The organism is Vibrio sp. 10N.247.311.14 (assembly GCF_041467715.1).
Lineage (GTDB): Bacteria > Pseudomonadota > Gammaproteobacteria > Enterobacterales > Vibrionaceae > Vibrio > Vibrio crassostreae_C.
Genome location: NZ_JBFSVE010000001.1, coordinates 84223 through 107252 on the forward strand (window position 1 = coordinate 84223; position 23030 = coordinate 107252).

Annotated in this window: 25 protein-coding genes; 13 read left to right on the plus strand and 12 right to left on the minus strand. The window is 44.3% G+C overall.

Annotated elements, in window-relative coordinates; translation table 11 throughout:
- The first annotated feature begins 49 nt into the window (after window positions 1-49).
- A complete protein-coding gene (locus AB6F11_RS00420; protein WP_017060748.1) occupies window positions 50-358 on the plus strand; it encodes a DUF3301 domain-containing protein in 309 nt (102 codons plus the stop codon).
- Here the strand turns inward: AB6F11_RS00420 and AB6F11_RS00425 are convergent.
- Complete coding sequence (locus AB6F11_RS00425) at window positions 324-842, minus strand: GNAT family N-acetyltransferase (RefSeq protein ID WP_017060749.1); 519 nt, start codon at window positions 840-842, stop codon at window positions 324-326. The two genes, AB6F11_RS00420 and AB6F11_RS00425, sit on opposite strands and share 35 nt — an antisense overlap.
- A gap of 768 nt (window positions 843-1610) precedes the next feature.
- Between AB6F11_RS00425 and AB6F11_RS00430 the strand changes: the two genes are divergently transcribed.
- The gene (locus tag AB6F11_RS00430) at window positions 1611-1898 is read left to right on the plus strand and encodes a hypothetical protein (protein ID WP_017069390.1); all 288 of its coding nucleotides are present in this window, start codon (window positions 1611-1613) and stop codon (window positions 1896-1898) included.
- Between the two features lie 54 nt (window positions 1899-1952).
- Window positions 1953-2396, plus strand: a complete 444-nt coding sequence (locus tag AB6F11_RS00435) for a YaiI/YqxD family protein (RefSeq protein ID WP_017063355.1) — start codon at window positions 1953-1955, stop codon at window positions 2394-2396.
- A gap of 112 nt (window positions 2397-2508) precedes the next feature.
- Here AB6F11_RS00435 and AB6F11_RS00440 read toward each other — a convergent pair whose 3' ends face one another.
- The 3 genes from AB6F11_RS00440 to AB6F11_RS00450 all read right to left on the minus strand — a co-directional run bounded on the left by AB6F11_RS00440 (window position 2509) and on the right by AB6F11_RS00450 (window position 4872).
- The gene (locus tag AB6F11_RS00440) at window positions 2509-4095 is read right to left on the minus strand and encodes an AbgT family transporter (protein ID WP_102394420.1); all 1587 of its coding nucleotides are present in this window, start codon (window positions 4093-4095) and stop codon (window positions 2509-2511) included.
- A gap of 389 nt (window positions 4096-4484) precedes the next feature.
- Window positions 4485-4610: a type B 50S ribosomal protein L36 gene (ykgO, locus tag AB6F11_RS00445; RefSeq protein ID WP_004734365.1), complete on the minus strand. Its 126-nt coding sequence runs from the start codon at window positions 4608-4610 to the stop codon at window positions 4485-4487.
- Window position 4611: 1 nt separating this feature from the next.
- Complete coding sequence (locus AB6F11_RS00450; RefSeq protein WP_009847432.1) at window positions 4612-4872, minus strand: type B 50S ribosomal protein L31; 261 nt, start codon at window positions 4870-4872, stop codon at window positions 4612-4614.
- Window positions 4873-4997: 125 nt separating this feature from the next.
- Between AB6F11_RS00450 and tsaA the strand changes: the two genes are divergently transcribed.
- From tsaA to AB6F11_RS00480, 6 genes are all read left to right on the plus strand, one after another.
- Window positions 4998-5693: a tRNA (N6-threonylcarbamoyladenosine(37)-N6)-methyltransferase TrmO gene (tsaA, locus tag AB6F11_RS00455; protein ID WP_102394419.1), complete on the plus strand. Its 696-nt coding sequence runs from the start codon at window positions 4998-5000 to the stop codon at window positions 5691-5693.
- A gap of 101 nt (window positions 5694-5794) precedes the next feature.
- Window positions 5795-7510, plus strand: a complete 1716-nt coding sequence (locus AB6F11_RS00460; protein ID WP_017063353.1) for a proline--tRNA ligase — start codon at window positions 5795-5797, stop codon at window positions 7508-7510.
- 190 nt (window positions 7511-7700) lie between these two features.
- The gene (locus tag AB6F11_RS00465; RefSeq protein ID WP_017060754.1) at window positions 7701-8390 is read left to right on the plus strand and encodes a tellurite resistance TerB family protein; all 690 of its coding nucleotides are present in this window, start codon (window positions 7701-7703) and stop codon (window positions 8388-8390) included.
- A gap of 164 nt (window positions 8391-8554) precedes the next feature.
- Entirely contained in the window at window positions 8555-8758 is a 204-nt protein-coding gene (locus AB6F11_RS00470; RefSeq protein WP_008222923.1) for a YaeP family protein, read from the plus strand.
- A gap of 1 nt (window position 8759) precedes the next feature.
- Window positions 8760-8951 carry a DUF4250 domain-containing protein gene (locus tag AB6F11_RS00475; RefSeq protein WP_004738555.1) on the plus strand — a complete coding sequence of 64 codons (192 nt, stop codon included), beginning with the start codon at window positions 8760-8762 and terminating at the stop codon, window positions 8949-8951.
- 232 nt (window positions 8952-9183) lie between these two features.
- Window positions 9184-9510 carry a hypothetical protein gene (locus AB6F11_RS00480; RefSeq protein WP_102394418.1) on the plus strand — a complete coding sequence of 109 codons (327 nt, stop codon included), beginning with the start codon at window positions 9184-9186 and terminating at the stop codon, window positions 9508-9510.
- 338 nt (window positions 9511-9848) lie between these two features.
- Here AB6F11_RS00480 and glyA read toward each other — a convergent pair whose 3' ends face one another.
- On the minus strand, window positions 9849-11099 hold the full coding sequence (gene glyA / locus AB6F11_RS00485; RefSeq protein ID WP_102393218.1) for a serine hydroxymethyltransferase: 1251 nt from the start codon (window positions 11097-11099) through the stop codon (window positions 9849-9851).
- Between the two features lie 347 nt (window positions 11100-11446).
- Here glyA and AB6F11_RS00490 point away from each other — a divergent pair, with 347 nt between their 5' ends.
- Window positions 11447-12049, plus strand: a complete 603-nt coding sequence (locus tag AB6F11_RS00490) for a YitT family protein (protein WP_017060757.1) — start codon at window positions 11447-11449, stop codon at window positions 12047-12049.
- A 180-nt stretch (window positions 12050-12229) separates the two neighbouring features.
- Here the strand turns inward: AB6F11_RS00490 and treC are convergent, their stop codons facing one another.
- The 5 genes from treC to gmhB form a co-directional block, all read right to left on the minus strand.
- The gene (gene treC, locus AB6F11_RS00495) at window positions 12230-13915 is read right to left on the minus strand and encodes an alpha,alpha-phosphotrehalase (RefSeq protein ID WP_102393217.1); all 1686 of its coding nucleotides are present in this window, start codon (window positions 13913-13915) and stop codon (window positions 12230-12232) included.
- Window positions 13916-14056: 141 nt separating this feature from the next.
- The gene (gene treB / locus AB6F11_RS00500; protein WP_017063347.1) at window positions 14057-15481 is read right to left on the minus strand and encodes a PTS trehalose transporter subunit IIBC; all 1425 of its coding nucleotides are present in this window, start codon (window positions 15479-15481) and stop codon (window positions 14057-14059) included.
- Between the two features lie 204 nt (window positions 15482-15685).
- Window positions 15686-16630 carry a trehalose operon repressor TreR gene (treR, locus tag AB6F11_RS00505; protein WP_017071999.1) on the minus strand — a complete coding sequence of 315 codons (945 nt, stop codon included), beginning with the start codon at window positions 16628-16630 and terminating at the stop codon, window positions 15686-15688.
- 91 nt (window positions 16631-16721) lie between these two features.
- Complete coding sequence (locus tag AB6F11_RS00510) at window positions 16722-17063, minus strand: MliC family protein (protein ID WP_017060761.1); 342 nt, start codon at window positions 17061-17063, stop codon at window positions 16722-16724.
- 112 nt (window positions 17064-17175) lie between these two features.
- Window positions 17176-17760: a D-glycero-beta-D-manno-heptose 1,7-bisphosphate 7-phosphatase gene (gene gmhB, locus AB6F11_RS00515; protein WP_017060762.1), complete on the minus strand. Its 585-nt coding sequence runs from the start codon at window positions 17758-17760 to the stop codon at window positions 17176-17178.
- Window positions 17761-17967: 207 nt separating this feature from the next.
- On the opposite strand from gmhB, the gene metN reads away from it, so the two are divergent.
- The 3 genes from metN (at window position 17968) to AB6F11_RS00530 (ending at window position 20551) form a co-directional block, all read left to right on the plus strand.
- Window positions 17968-19002: a methionine ABC transporter ATP-binding protein MetN gene (metN, locus tag AB6F11_RS00520; protein ID WP_017060763.1), complete on the plus strand. Its 1035-nt coding sequence runs from the start codon at window positions 17968-17970 to the stop codon at window positions 19000-19002.
- Window positions 18992-19675, plus strand: a complete 684-nt coding sequence (locus AB6F11_RS00525) for a methionine ABC transporter permease (RefSeq protein ID WP_017060764.1) — start codon at window positions 18992-18994, stop codon at window positions 19673-19675. The genes metN and AB6F11_RS00525 overlap by 11 nt, the downstream gene beginning before the upstream one ends.
- Before the next feature lie 66 nt (window positions 19676-19741).
- Entirely contained in the window at window positions 19742-20551 is an 810-nt protein-coding gene (locus AB6F11_RS00530) for a MetQ/NlpA family lipoprotein (protein WP_017060765.1), read from the plus strand.
- 91 nt (window positions 20552-20642) lie between these two features.
- Here AB6F11_RS00530 and AB6F11_RS00535 read toward each other — a convergent pair whose 3' ends face one another.
- Both AB6F11_RS00535 and AB6F11_RS00540 read right to left on the minus strand, forming a co-directional pair.
- Window positions 20643-21848: a carbohydrate porin gene (locus tag AB6F11_RS00535; RefSeq protein WP_050633964.1), complete on the minus strand. Its 1206-nt coding sequence runs from the start codon at window positions 21846-21848 to the stop codon at window positions 20643-20645.
- 402 nt (window positions 21849-22250) lie between these two features.
- Window positions 22251-23027 carry a Zn-ribbon-containing protein gene (locus AB6F11_RS00540; protein ID WP_102393216.1) on the minus strand — a complete coding sequence of 259 codons (777 nt, stop codon included), beginning with the start codon at window positions 23025-23027 and terminating at the stop codon, window positions 22251-22253.
- Window positions 23028-23030 lie beyond the last annotated feature (3 nt).

Sequence of the window (23030 nt, forward strand, 5' to 3'; positions counted from 1 at the left end):
AAGCTCAAATCACGAACGGAATAGAGAGATAAAAGGAAGTATGGATTAAATGATAGATAACTTATTGGCTATTTTGATGCTGTGCTTCTTTTGCTTTCTGTTTTGGCAACAGCGCAGGCAATCCGAGCTTGCGAAAGCTGCCATTGCGAGAAAATGTAAAGAGCTCGACTTACAGCTATTAAGTGTTGCCTTTAGTGGTCATAAACTTAAGATGCGCCATGAGCTCACCACCATTTGGCGCTGGCACACCGTGTATCAATTTGAGTTTTCAGCGTTAGGTGATGACCTGTACCAAGGGAAACTGACCATGGTGGGCTTCCGTTCTATGCGGTTTGAGCTACAGCCTCATAGAATGTAACGTCGCAATACGCGGTATAACTATATTCATGATAAGGGCCAAACTGATCTTGTTTGGTCTCTTTAAATGCAAAGCCTAACTTTTCAAGTAACTTAATTGATGGGTTATGACCAACATTAACGGTCGCGACAACATTCGTTAGGTGTTCTTCAAAACAAACCAAACTAAAGAAAGGTTTTAGCACTTCACTAGCAAGGCCTTGATTCCAAAACTCCTTGTCCAGAATAAATCCCAGTTCATGCTTCCCTTCTTCAGACGAAACAAACAAATGCCCGAGGTATTCGCGGGTTTGGTTGTGGATAATGGCTCGGCAAAAACCAACGTTGTCGTTCAGTATTTCTTGAAATAGGTGTTTTGCAGAGGCAATAGAATGCGGCCCGTTCATTTCAGCACGATTGATGGGGCAGCAATTCAACTTGATAAAGTCATGTTCTAACTGCTCGGTATAAGGTACCAACAGCGTTCTTGAGGTTGCTATCGTCATAAAACACTCCTTGTGTTGACCATTAGCAGAAAAGCAGATGTCGCGTGCTTAGATAAAAGCTCCTGAATTAAAGAGAGCCCCTAGATAGAGAAAAAGCCTTAGGAAAAGAAAAGCCCCGACACCGAAGTGTCAGGGCTAGGGTCTTACTCGCAGCAGTCCGGCTACTAATTAATGCTCCATGCATCATCCATAATAGTGGCTGTAATCCTTCAGCTCTTTCCTTTACTTCGCCGTCCTAGCGGTGTCCAATCATCCTGAAAGCTAACAATCCTAGTTAGCGCACATCACTTGTTCCGTGAGCGGTGTCCTTTACATCGTCCTGATGCTAATCCAACCCTTTAATCCTAAAGGTGTCCATTGTCATTCCGTTGCAGCTAACTTCCTGTTAACTGACTGTATCCCTACAATGTCCTTACGCTCCATGCTTGATCACTCAATCCTAAGTAACCAAATCTTCATCCTGAAGATAACCAAATCCTTGGTGCTTTCCTGTTCCGTGTCAGAATCCTTCCGACAAGGTTTAATTTACGCGATTTAGGATTTCGGACAATAGATTTGCATCACATTTTGAATTCAAGAAAGTTGTTAATTATATAAAACAATTAAAATTCAACACCTTAACCATGTGCACATCAATCTCTCTAGCGATGTATTCGTGTTATCTCACAACCTTTGTAAGAGATCTCTCACAAGCCATGGGCGGTTTTATGATTCGCTATCATTCACCAGAGCGAGTAAAATGACTAAAGATTAAAAATGGAGATCAACATGCTGACAAAAGATGTTTCTGAAGAGTTGAAATCAGTGCTTGAAGGACTGCAAGCGCAAGGGAAAGAGCCGACAGTTGCTTTAGTTAAGGCTCGTATGAGCACATCCGTTCCGATGCCCGCTTTAATCACGACCATCAAGAGCTGGAAAAGCGCAAATCGTGTTCCTAAAGTTGAAGTCGCGACACAAGAAGAGCCAGCACTTGATCGTGTTAGCCAACTGGAAAAGCAAATCCTTGAACTCACTGCTCGCGTTGCCATGCTTGAAGCTAAACTAACTGATCAATAAGGCAACTGAGCAATAAGTTGACCGATAAATAAGCTAACAGAGAAATAGAACACTATGAAGATATGGGTTGATGCGGACGCTTGTCCAAAGGTTATCCGAGAAACAATCGTACGCGCAGCTGAGCGCACAGGGGTTGAATGTACCTTTGTGGCAAACCATCTGGTTCCCGTTCCTAAACGCAATAACATTCACTCAATTCAAGTGCCAAGCGGGTTTGATATTGCTGATGATGAAATCGTAAAGCGCACTGAACCCGGCGATCTTGTGATTACATCCGATATCCCTCTGGCTGACGAAGTGATCACTAAAGGTGGGCAAGCACTCAGCTCTCGCGGTGAGCTTTACACCAAAGAGACCATTAAAGCGCGTCTGAACATTCGTGACTTTATGGATACCATGCGCTCAAGTGGCATCCAAACGGGTGGACCAAGTGCCCTTTCTCAAACCGACCGTCGTGAGTTTGCCAACCACTTAGATAGAATTCTAGCCAAACGCTAGCTGGCTCATCCGAGCTTAACCTAGTTCTATCTCTCCATAAAAAATCAAAAAACCTGCAAACAATGCAGGTTTTTTTAATATCAATTAGAAGAAGGTTTCCCCTACTCTACAACTAAGGCGTGTAGTACGTTGCAGCACCTGGACCTACTGGTAGGCCAAATACGAATACCCAAACGTAGAACATTAAGCTCCAACCAACCAAGAATACGATTGAGTATGGAAGCATAGTTGCAATCAGAGTACCGATACCTAGGTTCTTCATGTAACGCGTCGCTACAGCTAGGATAAGACCAAAGTAGCTCATCATTGGCGTAATGATGTTGGTTGTTGAATCACCGATACGGTAAGCCGCTTGAATCGTTTCAGGTGCGTAACCTACTAACATTAGCATTGGAACGAAGATTGGCGCTGTTACTGCCCACTGAGCAGAAGCCGAACCGATCATCAGGTTAATGAAGCCACACATTAGGATGAATGCGAAGAACAACATTGGACCCGTTAGGCCGATATCCTGTAGGAAAGTAGCACCTGCAACTGCGAATACTTGACCGAAGTTAGTCCACTTGAAGAAAGCAACAAACTGAGCAGCGAAGAACACAAGTACGATGTACATGCCCATTGAAGACATAGACTTAGACATTGCATTGATTACATCACGGTCTGTTTTCATTGTGCCGGTAACTTTACCGTAAACAAAACCAGGAACTGCGAAGAATACGAAGATGAACGCTACGATACTTTTCAGGAATGGAGAACCTGAAACCGTACCTGCTGCTGAACGTAGAACACCATCAGCTGGAACAATCGTCCAAGCAAGAAGCGCTGAAACCGCTAGCACTGCGATACCCGCAAACTTAAGGCCTTTCTTCTCAACGTCTGTTAGCTTGCCCATTGAATCATTTGATAAATCTTCAGACGCTTCTTCGTCGTTGTATTTACCCAGTTTTGGTTCAACAATCTTCTCAGTTACAAATGCACCTGTAATCGCGATGAAGAAAGTAGAAACAAACATGAAGTACCAGTTTGATTCAGGACCAACGTTGTAAGTCGGGTCAATCATTTGTGCTGCTGTTGTAGTAATACCAGAAAGCAGCGGGTCAACCGTACCGATTAGAAGGTTTGCAGAGTAACCACCAGATACACCAGCAAATGCTGCCGCTAGACCTGCTAATGGGTGACGACCCAAAGAGTGGAAAAGCATTGCTGCAAGCGGGATAAGTACTACATAGCCAAGCTCTGAAGCCGTGTTAGAGATAATACCTGCGAAAACTACGGTTACCGTAACCATGCGCTTAGATGCGCCCATTACCATGCCACGCATCGCCGCAGATAATAGACCTGAGTGCTCAGCAATCGCTACACCTAGCATTGCAACAAGCACGGTACCTAATGGCGCAAAGCCAACAAAGTTTGTCACTAGATTAGTAACAATGAGCTGTAAGCCTTCAGCATTAAGTAAGCTTACAACGTAGATCATGCCGTCAGCAGCACGACCTGGAGCACCTTCTGGACGAGGGTCCATAACAGACACATCAAAATATCCAGCTATACCTGAAGTAACTAGAATAGCGACACAGAAGATTGCGAAAAGAGTGATCGGGTGGGGTAATAGGTTCCCCAAATATTCAACACCATCGAGAAAACGGGTAAAAATAGGTTTTTTTGGTGCGTTGTTTTTTATTGAAGCAGATGAACTCATCTGTTCCCTCCTTGTGTAGTGATTCCTGTGCAATTGTGACAAAGATGTTCAAATTGCCAGCGAAGGGTACGCGACAAAAATATCAATTAGAAATTCAAAATGTTACAAAGTGTGTAACAAACAACGACTTTTAACTCTATTTGAACAATTAATTAGCAAATAAATCTATATTAAACACAAAAACTAGATTTATAATTTACAACAACGCATTCACTAGAAATATAACTCACAATATAACCCATTGATTTACTTGAAAACAAAATACATCGTACGTTAAATACACACTCGATATCCGGTTAAGTTCCTCTCGAAGGAAAAGAAAAACAGACAAATGAATGAAGTTTGACTTTCCCCTCGTTTTTACACTCGCGTCACATCAATTTGACTGACTATTTCTGAACCGCTTTGAATCTCGGATTGGTTTTGCAGATAACATAATGACGACCTCTGCGCTTTACTATCTGGCAATCAGGATGGCGACTTTTCGCACTTTTAAGTGATTTCACAACTTTCATTCTATTTCGCTCCCTTACCTAATTGACCAAAACGACGAGTGAAGTTCGCAACACGTCCCTCTTTATGTAGCACTCGTTGTTTACCCGTATAGAAAGGATGCGACTTTGACGACACCTCAATCGTGAAGTAAGGATAAGTATTGCCGTCTTCCCATTCGATAGTACGGTCTGTTTTTAGCGTTGAGCCGATTAAGAAGTACTCATCGACACTGGTGTCATGAAAAACCACGGGACGGTAATCTGGATGGATATTCGGTTTCATTGTATTTCCCTTAAATAACTAATTTTGCAATGTTATAACATTGCAAATGATAATTATTATCAAAAGAAAAACAAGCGATTTTATGATATTTTTCCGTCTTAATCGTAATCAGAGAACACCCAACTATGTACACCATTGAACCTGTTGGCTTTATTGAGTCTCCTTATAAAGAGAAGTTCGCTGTGCCAAGGCAGCCCAGGTTGGTACCCACATCCACCTCAAGAGTCAGATTGGTTGATGCAGCAAACTGCCTTGAGTCTGTTCGTGATATAGAGCAATTTAGCCATGTTTGGTTACTATTTCTGTTCGACAAGAACCTTGAAGCAGGCTGGAAACCAACTGTGAGGCCACCTCGCCTTGGCGGGAATGAACGTATTGGTGTATTCGCGTCACGTGCCACATTCAGACCAAATGGAATTGGCATGTCTGCGGTTGAACTAAAAGGTGTGTCTCAAGAGAAAGGACAGACTTGGTTGGATCTCGGCAGCGTCGACTTAGTAGACGGTACACCGATCATCGACATCAAGCCTTATATCCCCTATTCAGATTCGATTCCGGATGCATTGGGAGGGTTTGCCACCGATGAACCAGAAGTGCTCGACGTTAACTTTTCGCAGCAAGCGCAAAGTAAGCTCGCAAGCCATCCACAAGCGCGCCATATCATTCAGGTGATCAAAGAAGTATTAGGCCAAGATCCTCGCCCTGCCTATAAGAAAGGTAAGCCTGACAACAAGGAATATGCGGTAAATTTGTTCAATCTTAACGTGAAATTCGTGGTTGAAACGCTTTTCATCAATGTAACTGACATTGAACGCTTTTGAGATCCCAAATAGGCTGATATTATATGCGGCTATATCAGATTTGCTGTGGTTACGAACGACAGCAAGTTTTCTTTTATCAATGATGAAACGGATACCATAGAATGCGTACCAGTAACTACCTTCTTTCTACTCTGAAAGAGACTCCAAACGACGCAGAAGTTATCAGCCACCAGCTGATGCTACGTGCAGGTATGATCCGTAAGCTAGCTTCAGGTTTATATACTTGGCTACCTACTGGTCTACGTGTACTGCGTAAAGTCGAAAATATCGTTCGCCAAGAGATCGATAATGCAGGTGCCGTTGAAATCTTGATGCCCGTAGTTCAACCGTTTGAGCTTTGGGAAGAGACTGGCCGTTCTGAAAAGATGGGGCCTGAGCTACTTCGTTTCACAGACCGTCACTCTCGTCCATTTGTTCTTAGCCCAACAGCTGAAGAAGTGGTAACGAGTCTAGTACGTAACGAGATCAGCTCTTACAAACAGCTACCTCTAAATCTGTACCAAATCCAGACTAAATTCCGTGATGAGCGCCGCCCTCGTTTTGGCGTAATGCGTGCACGTGAATTCTCTATGATGGATGCGTACAGCTTTGATATCGACAAAGAAGGCTTAGAAAAGTCTTACCAAGCGATGCACGATGCTTACTGTAAAGCATTCGACCGTATGGGCCTTGAATACCGTCCAGTATTGGCAGACTCTGGCGCAATCGGCGGCAGCGGCTCTCAAGAGTTCCACGTTCTTGCTGAAAGCGGCGAAGACCTAATCGCATTCTCAACTGAGTCAGATTACGCAGCAAACATCGAAAAAGCAGAAGCACTTGCTCCTACTGAAGATGCAGCAGCACCAACTCAAGAGATGGAACTGGTTGATACACCAAATGCGAAAACTATCGCAGAATTGGTAGAGCAACACGGTCTAGCAATCGAGAAGACAGTTAAGACTCTATTCGTTAAAGCTTCTGATGAAGTAGACGCTGATATCATCGCGCTAATCATCCGTGGTGACCACGAACTGAACGAAGTGAAAGCAGAGAACCTTCCACAGGTTGCTTCTCCGCTAGAGATGGCTTCTGAAGAAGAAATCCGCGCACTTGTTGGTGCAGGTCCTGGTTCACTTGGACCTGTTGGCCTAGAGCTACCATTCATCGTTGACCGCTCTGTTGCTGTAATGAGCGACTTTGGCGCTGGTGCAAACGTAGATGGTAAGCACTACTTCGGCATCAACTGGGGTCGTGACGTTGAGCTTGCTCAAGTTGAAGATCTACGTAACGTTGTTGAAGGCGACCTTAGCCCATGTGGTCAAGGTACTATTCAGCTTAAGCGTGGTATCGAAGTTGGTCACATCTTCCAACTAGGTAATACTTACTCTAAAGCAATGAACTGTAACGTGCTTGGTCCTGATGGTAAGAGCGTAATCCTAGAAATGGGTTGTTACGGTATCGGTGTTTCACGTGTTGTTGCATCTGCTATCGAGCAAAACCACGATAAATTCGGTATCACTTGGCCAGACGCACTAGCGCCGTTCCAAGTTGCTATCGTACCAATGAACATGCACAAATCTGAGCGCGTTAAAGAAGCAGCTGAGAAGCTATACGCTGAATTAACAGCTATGGGTATCGAAGTTTTATTCGATGACCGTAAAGAGCGCCCTGGTGTTATGTTTAAAGATATCGAGCTTGTGGGTATCCCTCACACTATCGTTATCGGCGATCGCAGCATGGACGAAGGTAACTTCGAATACAAAAACCGTCGTACTGGTGATAAAGAAGCTATCGCAATGGACACGGTTATCGAGCACCTTAAGGCTCAACTAGCTTAGTAATCCGATTACTGACTAGATAAACATTGAAAGGCTGCCGTTAGGTGGCCTTTTTTGTGCCTGTCATTTCGCTTCAAACTCCCTTCTATTTATCAGTAGAGTAAATAACGTAAGTTAATCCCCTGTTCATCTTTAAATCCGTATATTGGTGTCATCAACTTTTTGGACATGCTCACCATTGGAGGTATCGATGGATATCAAAAGCTTACTGAACCAAGCACTTAAATCAGATCTCGTAAAACAAGGTACTCAGAAACTTTCACAAGGGTCTTCAAGTTTAAGTGGCCTTTCTCAAGGCAGCAATAGCAAGAGTAGCAGTAAAAGTACACTCGGAGCCTTCGGTGCAGGCGCAGTTGGCGGAGGACTGTTAGGTGCGTTAATGGGCTCTAAGAAGACTAAGAAAATGGGTAAGAAAGCGGCTGGGATTGGCGGCGCAGCAGCACTGGGCGCTTTGGCTTATAAAGTCTACAACGACTACCAGTCCAAACAAGGCCAGACACCTAACGCCGAACAGGCTCAGTTTGATGAAAATGATGCAAACCACAGCGTGCTGATTCTACGATCGATGATTGCCGCGTCTAAAGCTGATGGCCATGTTGATGAAGAAGAGATGGCTAAGATAGAGCAAGCCGTCGAGAATATGGGCGCTGATTATCAACTGACTAAATTGGTCTCTGAAGAACTGCATAAGCCACTCGACCCAAGCGAAATCGCTCAACTGGCAACGTCACCTCAACAGGCGAGTGAGATCTACTTAGCCTCTTTGATTGTGGCCGACGAACAGAATTTCATGGAAAAGGCGTACCTGAAAGAGCTCGCGAAACAGCTCAATCTTGCTGATGAAGTCACCTATCAACTTGAACAACAAGTCTCTGGCTAATCGGCAAGTACCAAACGAAGCCGTAAAGAACGGCCTAAGCAGCGAGCTAACCAAGTGAGATATTGAGCAAGGACAAACTAACTCTGAACTTGATCAGATCCACTTTGTTTTTGCTTATCTCTATGTGTATATTGAGATCAGTTATCATTTGGTTAGGTATAAAAATGAAAGTATACGATTGTTGTGATTTGGTTCGTGAACTGTATTCTCAAATTGGCAGTGGCGACCAAGGCTATATCCCTAAAGCGATCACCTGCGCAGTAAAAACATTGAATGACCTTGCTGCCGATGAGTCTCTTCCTAAAGAAGCTCGTGAACGTGCAGCCTTTGCCGCTGCTAACTTACTGATTTCAGATTTCGAGGACTAATATGAACCTCGCTAACTTTGAAAAAATGGATCCAGTGATGTTGATGAGCATCGTCAACATGAAGCTTCGTGACGACTTCGGCGGTGATTTAGATCGAGTGGTCAACTTCTACGAAATCGACAAAGCAGCCTTAATCGCTAAGCTCGCGTCTGCTGGTTTTGAGTATCTTCCAGAAGCTAAACAGTTTCGATAGTCGTTTAAAAAATCTTCCTATTTAAAGACCAACCTCTGTGTTGGTCTTTTTTTGTTGGTGATACGTAATAAGGAAACACGCAGCAAACCCATTATAAATTATCTGTATGCACCTATACTTTTATATCTTAGAGTCAACGAACGCGCCTTGAACCAAAGCGTATTGTTGTATAGGCTACCTAAACTAGCATATAAAACTCATCACTCAACTTGATGATAGTGAAGGATTAACAATGAAAAGACTCGGACTTTTAGCCGTTATCGCAGCCGCACTCACCGCAGGTTGCGCTTCAAATACTCAGCAAGACAACTTTCGCGAAGCCTCTTTTGAGCTGTGTAATACTGAAGTCGATATTTACTCTGTAAGCCATGATGAACGAGTTCGTATCGTCTGTTCTGATGGCTCTAAATTCGCTTTGAACAGCGAAGACACATTAGAAGTGATGCGTGATATCAATATCGATTACTGTGACGGCGAAGGCTTAGGCAAATTCAATGAGAGCCGCCATTATTATTCATTCAAGTGTAAGTCTGGCACCCTGCTTAGTATCAGAAAGTAGAACCAACATAAGAAAACCACAAAGGGTTGATGTGAAAGCATTAACCCTTTTTAGTACCCGCCTTTCTGTATTCTCAGGTAACCCAACTTTCATTCCGATAGATACCAAAAAGGCCCCAATAAAGGAGCCTTTCAAATCGTATTTTCAATCAAATAGCTTTAGTTCAAGGAACAGGTGCAGAGTCTTCAACACCTTTCCCTAAAACAAAAAGGGACTCAATGAGCCCCTTTAAAAGTACTTTTTCAAAGTAGTCGTTTGAAATTCTAGGAGAGCACGCGGAGCTTACGGATGTAAGTGAGCATGCTCGACAACGAAGTTCAAATTACTACGCAGAAAAATTAAGCGTAAACAGGTAGACGCTTACAGATCTCTAATACTTTTGCTTTCGTTGCTTCGATAACAGACTCATCGCCCATGTTATCTAGGATGTCACAGATCCAACCTGCTAGCTCTTTCGCGTCTACTTCTGAGAAACCGCGACGAGTGATAGAAGGAGAACCGATACGGATACCTGAAGTAACGAATGGGCTACGTGGGTCGTTTGGTACTGAGTTCTTGTTTACAGTGATGTTTGCTGCACCTAGTGCTGCATCTGCTTCTTTACCTGTGATGTCTTTGTTGATTAGGTCAACTAGGAACAGGTGGTTCTCTGTAGAACCTGAAACGATGTTGTAACCACGAGCTAGGAATTCAGCAACCATTGCTTTTGCGTTAGCAACAACGCGTGCTTGGTATTCTTTGAACTCTGGCTCTAGAGCTTCTTTGAACGCTACTGCTTTACCAGCGATAACGTGCATTAGAGGACCACCTTGGCCGCCTGGGAATACTGCTGAGTTCAGCTTCTTGTAAAGATCTTCGCCTTCGTTAGAAAGGATTAGACCACCACGAGGACCCGCAAGCGTTTTGTGCGTCGTTGTAGTTACTACGTGAGCGTGTGGCACTGGGTTCGGGTAAACGCCTGCAGCGATTAGACCTGCTACGTGAGCCATATCTACGAACAGGTAAGCACCTACTTTGTCAGCGATTTCACGCATGCGCTTCCAATCACAGATTTGAGAGTAAGCAGAGAAACCACCGATGATCATCTTAGGCTTGTTCTCGATAGCCAGCTTTTCCATCTCTTCGTAATCGATTTGACCCGCTTCATCGATACCGTAAGGGATGATGTTGTAAAGCTTACCAGAGAAGTTTACTGGAGAACCGTGAGTTAGGTGACCACCGTGTGCTAGGCTCATACCTAGAACCGTATCGCCTGCATTTAGTAGTGCCATGTATACAGCGTTATTTGCTTGAGAACCTGAGTGAGGCTGTACGTTTGCGTACTCTGCACCAAATAGTTCACATGCACGTTCAATTGCTAGAGTTTCAACTTTGTCTACGTACTCACAACCACCGTAGTAACGCTTGCCTGGGTAGCCTTCAGCGTATTTGTTTGTTAGCTGAGAACCTTGAGCTTCCATTACACGTGGGCTTGTGTAGTTTTCTGAAGCGATAAGTTCGATATGCTCTTCCTGACGAAGAGTTTCTTCTTGGATAGCTGCGAATAGATCCGCATCGTAATCAGCAATGTTCATGTCACGCTTAAGCATCTGTATCTCCTGACTCAGATTGTACTGAAAGTTTCAAAAAAACCACACAACGACCGAAAGCAAACGTTTCCGTCACCGTTTTGATGTGACGCATTCTACATAATTTGATCTAGGTCATAAAGAGCTAATTGCAATTTTATCATGCAGTTTTTTCATAATCACAAATAAGATTCATCATGGTTATTTGGCTTATCCAACCAAAGATGGCGCTTACTGTCAATTTTACGCTTTACACCCTGTAAAACGCAGATTACATAGGTTTACCTTAATTTTGCCCCTCAAGCTACCGAAAGCTAAGGTTTTTCTCTACTATGCACGCCTTTATTGGTTAGGTAATTATAAAAACGATGGAAAAACACTCACGTAAAGAAGATTGGGTAGCGATTCTCACTGGCACGTTTTTAGTGGCGTTAGGCGTCTTCTTTTTACAGTCAGCGAACCTGCTTACCGGGGGCACTACTGGCTTGGCTCTGCTTTTGAGTCAATTCTTGCCTGTAACCTTTGGTATTTTGTACTTTGTTGCCAATTGTCCATTCTATTTATTAGCATGGAAACGATTCGGCCGTAGCTTTGCTATTAGCAGTGCGATTTCTGGTGCTTTAGTGTCTGTGTTTGCCGATCATTTATACTTAGTTATCTCGCTAGAAGTTCATAACGAGATCTATTGTGCTGTTGCCGGCGGCTTACTAATGGGCTTAGGTATGCTAATCCTATTCCGTCACCGCTCAAGTCTGGGTGGCTTCAACGTACTGTGCTTGTTTATCCAAGACCGCTACGGTATCTCGGTAGGCAAAACACAAATGGGTATTGATGCGTGTATTCTGTTTGCATCGTTCTTCTTCGTGTCACCTTGGGTGATTGCCGTATCTGTATTAGGCACCGCAGTATTGAACATCGTATTGGCAATGAACCACAAACCAACTCGCTACTCGGTGAATTACGCGTCTTAAAGTTCATTACCTGCTCTGTCGTTGCTGGCACTCGATGCTCAAACTTCTAGCAAGTAGACTCGAGGCACGATATTCCAGCCATCACTAAAACAAAAAAGGCTTTGGGGAGCACTCCAAAGCCTTTTAACAGCCGAATCCTTTAAGGGGAAGAGAATCAAGCCGATTGAAATAAAAACAAGGCTAACCTTCGATCAAAAGAATACGAGTCTCGTAAGGTTGCAAAACTTGATGATGAGACGCCACTAAACTCTCGCTCACTTGATAATTAGACAACAAGCTCTTAGCCTTTGCCATCTCAAAACGTTCAGGTAAAACGCATTCAGCCTCTTCACCATAATAGTTGTTAATGCACAGCAGAGTTTGTCCTTCACTCTCACGAGAGTACGCAAATACCGACGGGTGCTCAGGCAATAGATCTTGATAGCTGCCATCCGTAATCACTGGTACTTGTTTGCGTAACTCAATCAAACTCTTATAGAAATAGAAAACAGAGTCTTTGTCTTCCAGTGCTTGCTCAGCGTTAATCCCAGGGTAATTATTCGCTACATCAAGCCATGGCTGAGCTTGTGAGAACCCTGCGTAAGGCTCACTGTTCCATTGCATTGGTGTACGAGAGTTATCACGAGACTTCTGCGCCAAAATCGCCATCATATCTTCATGAGCCACACCATCACGATTCACCATGATGTCGTACATATTGGTACTCTCTACATCACGATACTGGCTGATCTCGGTGTAACCTGGGTTGGTCATACCAATCTCTTCACCTTGATAGATATACGGCGTGCCTTGCATCATGTGAACAGAAGCGGCAAGCATCTTGGCTGATTCAACGCGATATTGCTGATCGTTACCTAAGCGGCTCACCACTCTTGGTTGGTCGTGGTTACACCAGAATAGTGCGCCCCACCCTTTGCCATTCAATCCCGTTTGCCAGTGGTTAAAGATCGATTTGAGCTGTAAGAAATCAAACGGCGCATTGGTCCACTTCTCACCATTGGTGTAATCGACCTTAAGGTGGTGGAAGTTAAACACCATCGATAGCTCACTGTTATCAACGTTTGAGTATTGCTGGCAGTGTTCCAACGTGGTTGAAGACATCTCGCCTACGGTCACGCTGCCGTACTTCTGGAATACCGCTTCGCTGATCTCTTTCAGGTATTCGTGTACACGTGGACCATCGGTATAGAAACGACGGCCATCACCGATATCATCATTAGGAAAGTCTTGCTGCTTCGAAATCAGGTTGATCACATCCAAGCGGAAACCATCAACGCCCTTTTCTGCCCAAAAGCTGATAACGTCTTTCACTTCTTCACGTACAACCGGGTTCTCCCAGTTGAGGTCAGCCTGTTCTTTGGCGAATAAGTGTAGGAAGTATTGCCCAGTCGCCTCATCTAGTTCCCACGCATTACCACCGAACTTAGACTGCCAGTTAGTTGGTGCTTGACCATCTACGGGATCTTTCCATATGTAGTAGTCGCGGTATGGGCTGTTTTTATCACCCAATGCTGACTGAAACCACGCATGTTCTGTTGAGGTGTGGTTTACCACGATATCCATCACGATACGAATACCACGTTGGTGCGCTTCAGCCAGCAATAGGTCGAAATCTTCCATGGTGCCGAATTGAGGATTAATCGCGTAGTAGTCTGAGATATCGTAACCATTATCGATCATAGGAGATGCGTAAACCGGGGTTAGCCAAATCGCATCGACACTCAAATGTTTGAGGTAATCCAGTTTCGAAATGATCCCTTTGATGTCGCCAGTACCTTTACTGCCACTGTCACAAAAGCTCTTTGGGTAGATTTGATAGATGGTTGCGGTTTTCCACCAGCTTTCATCATGTTCAGTCATCGCCATCTCTAACACTCACTTACCAGAAAATATAAAATAAAAATCACCATGTGAATCATGGTCGAATAGCCGTTATAACTAAAAGAAAAAGCTATAACTAAGAGAAAAAGCGATAACTCATTTTGGAGTCATCGCTTATTCAATGCATTACGCGTTCGCGGTTTCTAACTCACCCTTGGATTGGGCTCGCTTGTAGAAAAACAGGGTTAGCGTGATAGGCAGTACTATCGCCACCAGCATCGCGACTAGGTAAATCGACCAATATTGAGGTTGAATCGATAGGATGCCCGGCAAGCCGCCGACACCGATACCATTCGCCATCACACCCGCGCTACCACAGATTGCGGCTGCAACAGCACTACCAATCATTGCGCTCAGCATTGGGAATTTGTATTTAAGGTTAATACCGTACATCGCAGGCTCTGTTACACCTAAGTAGGCTGAGATTGCCGCAGGAACCGAGATATCTCGTTCACCTTCACGCTTACTCAAGATAATGATGCCGACTACTGCCGATGCTTGTGCAATGTTTGATAGTGCAATCAAAGGCCAAATTGGTGTCCCGCCTAAGTCTTGCATCAGTTGCAGATCCACCGCGTTGGTGGTGTGGTGAATACCCGTGATAACCAAAGGTGCGTATAGGAAACCAAAAACCACTGAACCAAGAATCGCAAAATCACCTGTCATTGCCGCTTTAGCTGCGAATGCCACACCATCGCCTAACATACGACCGAATGGGCCAATGAAAGCGTGCGCTAGAATCACAGACAAAATAATCGATACAAATGGCACCACAACTAGGTACAAGTAAGCAGGGACGATGCGCTTAAGATTGGTTTCAATGAACGCCAAAGCCACACCCGCTAACATTGCTGGGATCACCTGAGCCTGATAACCGACCTTCTCAATCACAAACAGTCCAAAATCCCATACCTCAGGTACCGATTTACCTATCATGTATGCGTTCATGAGTTGTGGTGAAACTAAGGTCACACCGAGCGTGATACCCAAAATTGGGGTTCCGCCAAGCTTCTTAACCGTAGCCCAACACACACCAACCGGTAGGAAGAAGAAAATAGCTTCGCCGATCAACCATAAGAAAGAGTGAACGGTTGCCCAGAATTGACTGATTTCAACTAAGGTTTTGCCGTCGAACATGCGAATGTCGCCAATCACATTACGGAAACCAAGAATCAAACCACCTGTAATGATGGCAGGCAGCAGTGGTACGAAAATTTCGGCTAAATGGGAGATACCACGCTCAAGGAAGTTCATATTTTGACGAGCAGCCAGCTTCGCCTCATCTTTTGATGATGCCTCTTTACCTGTCTGTTCAATCAGAAGTGCGTACACTTCATCAACTTCAGTGCCAATCACAACTTGGAATTGGCCTGCGTTAGTAAAACAGCCTTTTACTAGCTTCAGTTTTTCGAGTTCAGCTTTGTTGGCCTGCTCTGTATCGTTCAATACAAAACGCAGTCGAGTCAGACAGTGGCTGACACTCGCAATGTTTTCTTTACCACCGACTAACTCGATAAGACGCGCAACGTCTTGCTTCGCTATCTTACTCATACTACCCCACCCTGGTTTCATTCAATTACTCTTCTAAACCATGCAGCTATAACCACTTCGATTTAGATTGATGGGAACATTCCCAATCACGGTTATTATAATGCCCACATGAATGATAAATTAAAATGGGAACAGTCCCATTAATTGAAAGAGATCACACTCTAATTTTAATCTAAGCGGTTCAATTTCGCTTAATTGAGTGGATTATAGAATCGGAGATTGAGTGTGATGAGAGATCTCTGAATTGCCTAAAAGCTGAGAGATCAATAGATTAGCGGCCAATTTACCTGCAGATTGATACCCAGGATCAATGCTAAATACTCGAGGGAACAAGAAAGAGAGAAGATCATTACCACCAACGCCGGTGACGACCACATCTTCACGTTGTCGCTCTTGCAGACGTTTGATCACACCGAGAGCCAATGTGTCACTAGCACAGACTATAGCTTGGGTGTTAGGTGTTAGTACCTCATCCACCAGCTGATAAGCACTTTCGTGATGAAGTTGACCAGTACGATAGTTTGCCACCGAACCTGTGTTTTCACACCAATCGAGATAAGCCTTAAGACGCAGTTCACCGGTTGATTTATCACTAGGATCAACCCCGATAAAGCCAATGTCAGAGATCCCTTGATCCGATAAATGCACCAACGCACTATTGATCACCTGTTGGTTATCATAGTTAATCGACGTCACGTTCTCGGTATCCAGAGCAATCACCACCGCTTTGTGTTCCCAAGCTTCGATTGCCGGAATATCGCAGTCAGTAAAACCAAATACAATAATGCCATCAACGTTACGACGCTTTAGAACTTGCAGGTGCTCATTGGCTTTATCTCTATCAAGTTGGCTTTCCATGATCACGACATCGTAATCCGCTCGATACAACTCGGCCAGCATCGTGCTAACGGCTTTGTTTTCAGAGGGAGAGTCCAAACGAGAGATAATCACGCCGATGACTTTTTGGCTGCCACCGCGCATCGATTGCGCAGATTTTGAAGGCGTGTACCCAGATTCTTGAATTACTCTTTCCACCCTTTCACGGGTTTCAGGTTTCACTTTTGGATCATTGGTCAGAACGCGTGATACGGTTGACTTACCAACACCGGACAGCTTTGCAATATCAAGAATAGTGAGTTTTTTGCTCATAAAAAGTCTAACGTTAAAGGGAAGAGAAGAAAAAGTGAGGGTAGATTCCCTCACTTAACTGTTTGTAAATACTAGCAGTTCTTACTATGACTTACTTTTGGCAATTTCGATAGACTACGCGACCAAGTTCTAGACGCGCATTGTCACCTTTCGTGCGCAAAGTGATGCTGTTAATCATCTCTGAAGTGCCATCATCTAAGATGTATTTGGTTCCTGAGCCCGCTGGAACTTGAGTCAGGCGGTATTCATTATCAGGCAAGCGTAGTACCGCTTTTTCATTATCAAGGTAAGACACATCAAACGAGACGTCAGACTCACATTGATAAGTCGCGAATTGATCATTCGATGTTGCGCTATCAGTCTCAGGGGCTGCTGATTTAGAGCACCCAACCAATGCTACTGTACATAGAGATGCTACCAACATAGCTTTCATACTTCGTTCCTCATCTTTATATAGTCAACGACACTTAGCCTATTCACAGGTTCGAACAAACCTAATGTAAGTGCCTAATGATAGGTCCATACCTTAGTGATAAATAAAACGTTTAGCCTTTTAAGAAAGCGGGTACGTCTTTAATGCTATCAAGTACCACGCTAGCCAACGCTTCACCTTTTTCAGTGATGGGTTTACCCGTTCTTACCAAGACTTTAGTACCAACACCTGCTGCTTCTGCAGCCATCATGTCTTCCGCTTTATCGCCGATCATGACCGAGTTAGCCATATCAATCTTCAGAAAGTCACGAGCAGAAATGAACATGCCTGGCTTTGGCTTACGACATTCACAATCTTGCTTGTAGTCACCAATACCGTGCTCAGCGTGGTGAGGACAGTAATAAATGCCATCGAGCTCGACACCATTATCAACAAAGTTCCAATCCATCCACTGCGTTAAAGAAAGAAAACGGTCTTCACTAAACATGCCGCGAGCAATACCAGATTGGTTGGTCACTAGCACCAATAAATAACCCATATCTTTAAACGCTTTCGCCGCTTCAAACACACCATCGATGTATTCAAAGTCATGCTCATCATGTACGTAGCCGTGATCAACGTTAATCACTCCATCACGATCTAAAAAAACAGCAGGTTTAGACAAAATTTTGTTCTCTATCAACTCTCTATTAATCATTAATTATTACACGCTTTATTTGCTTCATCACTATCTATTTAGTTTTGCGTTCGTTAACGATTTGTTTCTAGCTTAGCCATACAATCGACGTTTAGCCGTCTAGACGTAAAAATATCTATTGACTTAGATCATAGAACACCATAGCATCGTCTGTAAATCGAGCGAGCTATCGACATATTATTCTGTTCTACCTGCACGGGTTTCTCTATGATTAAAGTGAATCAAGTCAACAAGGTTTTTTATCAAGGCACTAAAGAAATCAATGCCTTAATTGATATCAACCTCCACATTCCTCAAGGTCAAATCTTTGGAGTCATCGGCTCTTCTGGTGCAGGCAAAAGTACCCTGATCCGTTGTGTAAATATGTTGGAAGCTCCGACCTCTGGTGAAGTGATTGTTGACGGTATCGACCTAACAAAACTCAGCAAATCAGAACTTAGCGAAGCGCGCCGTAACATCGGCATGATATTCCAGCACTTCAACCTGCTGTCTTCTCGTACTGTATTTAACAATGTAGCACTGCCTCTAGAACTTGCTGGTAAAGATAAAGCGATTATTGAAGCGAAAGTCAGCGAGTTACTTGAACTGGTTGGCCTTGCTGATAAGCGTGACACCTACCCGGCAAACCTAAGTGGTGGTCAAAAGCAGCGTGTGGCGATTGCTCGCGCACTGGCCTCTGACCCGAAAGTACTGCTATGTGATGAAGCCACCAGCGCATTGGATCCAGCAACAACTCAATCTATCCTTGAGCTGCTGCGTGAAATCAACCGCAAGCTGAACATCACTATCCTGCTTATTACACACGAGATGGATGTGGTTAAAAGCATTTGTCACGAGGTTGCGATCATTGGCGGCGGTGAATTGGTAGAGAAAGGTACAGTCGGTGACATCTTTGCTCATCCGAAGACAGAGCTAGCGCATCAGTTTATTCGCTCAACGTTGGATCTGACGATCCCTGAAGATTACCAAGCACGTTTGCAAGAGACTCGCGTAAACAGCAGCTACCCGCTGGTGCGTCTTGAGTTTACGGGTGCAACGGTTGATGCTCCGCTAATGACGCAAATCGCACGTAAATTCAATATCGATGTCAGCATCTTAAGTTCTGACCTTGATTACGCCGGTGGCGTGAAGTTCGGCATGATGGTCGCTGAACTGTTCGGTAATGAAGCAGATGATAATGCTGCTATCCAATTCCTACGCGACAACAATGTAAAAGTAGAGGTGCTTGGTTATGTCCTTTAGTTTCAACGAGATTGCTGACTGGATCAGCCTTAACGGTAACCTTCTATTAGGCGCAACAGGCGAAACGCTTTACATGGTTGCTGTTGCAGGCATTGTTGGCTTCGCGGTCGGTATTCCACTAGGCGTGATTCTGCATACGACTAAAAAAGGTGGCCTGTTAGAGAACACCAAAGTAAACAAGATTCTAGGTGCGATTGTGAACGTGGGTCGTTCAGTACCTTTCTTAGTTTTGATGGTTGCGATTATTCCACTGACTAAGATGCTGATTGGTACCTTCATCGGTACAACAGCAGCGATTGTTCCACTGACGATTGGCGCTATCCCATTCGTGGCTCGACTTATCGAAAGTGCACTACTTGAAGTACCAACAGGTCTAGTGGAAGCGGCCCAATCAATGGGCGCAACACCAACACAAATCATCAATAAGGTTCTGCTTCCAGAAGCACTACCGACTATCATCAACTCAGTAACGATTACGCTAGTGACTCTGGTGAGCTACTCAGCAATGGCCGGTACTGTAGGCGGTGGTGGCCTAGGTGATGTCGCGATTCGTTACGGATTCCACCGCTACGATGTGACCATCATGGCTGTGACAGTAGTGATGTTGATTGTGCTGGTACAAATTATTCAATCAATCGGTGATTCATTAGTTCGCCGCGTTGACCACAGATAAAGACTCACACATAAAGATTAGAGTCGTCTGAACCTAATTAAATAGATTTATTAAAAGGAGATTATTATGAAATTTAACCTTAAAGGTTTACTAACTATCGCAGCAGCAGCTTCAGCGCTAGTTCTAGCAGGTTGTGGTGATAAAGAAGTGGATACTTCTAAAGTAAAAGTTGGCGTAATGGCAGGTGCAGAAGCGCAAGTTGCTGAAGTGGCAGCTAAAGTAGCGAAAGAGAAATACGGCCTAGACGTTGAACTGGTTACTTTCACGGATTACGTAACACCAAACGCAGCTCTAGATGATGGTTCTATCGACATCAACGCATTCCAACACGCACCGTACCTAGATCAGCAAGTGGCTGACCGTGGCTACAAGCTAACTATCGCTGGTAACACGTTTGTTTACCCAATTGCGGGTTACTCTAAAGAAGTGAAATCGGTAGACGAAATCCAAGACGGTGCTCGTATTGCTGTACCAAACGACCCTACAAACCTAGGTCGCTCTCTACTTCTTCTTGAGCAACAAGGTCTTCTTGAACTTCGTGAAGGCGCAGGTCTTCTAGCTACAGTTCGCGACATCGTGGGTAACCCTAAGAACCTAACGATTGTTGAACTAGACGCAGCTCAACTGCCACGTTCTCTTGATGATGTTGCTCTATCTATCATCAACACAACTTACGCGAGCTCTATCAACCTGACTCCACAAAAAGATGGCGTATTCGTTGAAGACAAAGATTCTCCTTACGTAAACCTAATCGTTTCTCGTGAAGACAACCTAAACGCTGAAAACGTACAAAACTTCGTTAAAGCTTACCAAACTGAAGAAGTGTACAACGCAGCTTCTGACATCTTCCAAGGTGGCGTCGTTAAAGGTTGGTAATCAACTAAATAACAGCACTGTATAGATACCCGAAGGGGCTGACATAACGTCAGCCCCTTTTTATTGGTTAGGATTTACCAGGAAGTTCGACTTACCACCAAGCTTCCACTTGCATACCAACACTCATTTCACTGTTTTTACCTTCACCGAAGGCATTGTCGTTTTCAGCATCATTCAAGTAAGTGGCGAAGATACGGAATTCAGGACGAGACCAGAAACCCACTTGTGGAACCCAAGCCTGAGCGATTGTGAATTTACCACCTGCCCCATCTTGGTTATCAATCGTTTCTACAAAACCACCAATTTCAAGGATGGTACGCATGCGCTTGTCCCACTTATAAAGCGGACGAATGACGGCACTGAAAGAGTCATCATCACTATTATTAGCACCCACACCGGTTGACGCGGCATAACGCACAGTGTGGCCAAACTCGATGTTCTCACCAATCGCAAGCACGCCCCAGTTAATCAAACGGAAGCCATCGGCGTCATTGTTGTTTGCATCACGAACGATGCCTTTACCCGTTCCAAAAGTCGTCATCTGCTCGGCATAACCAGAGTTAGCAACCTGTAGAATGGTTTTGTTGAAGCCGCCAGATAGGTTTTGATTCAAGCTCGCCGTTAGCATTACGCTGTCATCCGCATCCACCGTTTGACCTTGTTTTTCATTGGCGAAGTTCATATCAATACCGACCTCAAGATCAGCATTGCTCCACAATGGAATGCCCGCATAACGTATATCAGCAATCATGGCTGTGGTTTCTTTGCCATCAAACACATCGCCAGTCACCGTGTCTTGAATCAAAGCCACCGATAATTTACCAGGGCCTAGGTTGATGTGTTCAACGCCGGCTCCAATACCACTTACATCCCAGTAGTAGTTATCAACGATGTGCACATCATGACGTTGGTAGTAGCGCTCACCCGCCCAAATCCCAATGTCCTTATCTTCAAAAAGCCCCACCGCCTGAACATTCAATTGCACCACATCCACGCTTTTATCCGCGGCATTCTCATCTTGGCCTTGCCAGTACGACAACATGGAATCAACTAAAAATGAAACGTCGTCCTCAGCATACACTTCTTTCTTAAAGCCAAACTCACCATACAGGTCATTTTCGTTGCCGAGTCGGCCAACTTTACTCACCTCCCACTTGCTGTTTGAGCCGCCTTCATTACTCAGGCCAACGCCGCCGCGCATGTAGCCATTGAACTCCAATGGCGTGGTTTCATCAGCGTATAAATTAGGAGCAAGTAAAGCAGTAGAGAGTGCAGCAGCAATAGGTAACAGTTTCATCGTCCATTCCTTTCAGATCTAGAATCAGGTTATTATTTATAAATGGGAACATTCCCATGGGATCGATCCCATTTATATTGAGCAGAATATAAATTGAAAGAGAACTGATTGATTATTGTGATCAGGATAACTATTGAGATAACTAAAAGTTGATGGGTGTTGGATTATTTCAATGAATACATTGGCGCTACAGAAAGAGCTGAATATCACGTTCTGTGCGTATTTAAAGGGGAAAAGGATAACGATAAGAGAGTAACAAAGATCAAGCTAAGACAGGTAACGAAGTCACGGCATCGGGGATGATACAAGGTGCTAAACATTTAATATAAAAGGAAAAAAATATCGGAGCACTAAATAGCACTCCGATATCTAAAGCATGACGCTTAAATAACTACAAGAAGACTACTTCAGGTGATCCCAAGAGATGTTTGACACCAATCGGCAGTCATCACACTTGAAATAGAAAATATCGTGGATAGGCGCATCTAGCAGCCATTCACCACCACATTGCGGGCATTTGCGCTCTTTTTCATCTTTCAGGCTGATCCCACCGACACGGTATAAGTAGTAGTAGGTTGGAACCTTAGTCAGATACTCAATGCGCCCTCTTAGACCCCAACCGCGTTTAAACAGCACACTCTTCGTGTCACTGATCTCGGTTAGCGTTGCATGTTCCGCGCGACAACCACCACCCATTTGTACTTCATCACAGGCTTGCCATTCGGTCTGCCATTTCAACACGGCTTTATGGTCGCCATTGAAGGTAGGTGGATTGCGATACAAAGGGATTGGTAGCAAGCTATCGCCACTACGCAGCGGTGAACAGGTGTGCACGAATGTCGTGTATAACACCTGCCAGCTTGGTGTTTCATCTTCTGCCACTTCTTCTGAGTTCAGATCTCGACCGAGCAAACGCATTTTAGGCGCTAGTAGGCTCGCGTTAGACAAGCGATCAAAACACATTTTCACAAAGTCTGAGTGATTCCGCGGGTGCAAGCTATCTTGCTCCGGGCACACAACGCGAACATAGAATTCCCCATCGCCCATCACGATTGGGAACTCACGACCTAACACTTGTCCGTTATAACGAAGTGCATCCATTAAGCCATTAACCGCCTTGTCGACAGCGCTTACCGTTGTGTTATCAAAACACTCAAATTGAAGTTCTAGTACGTACATCTA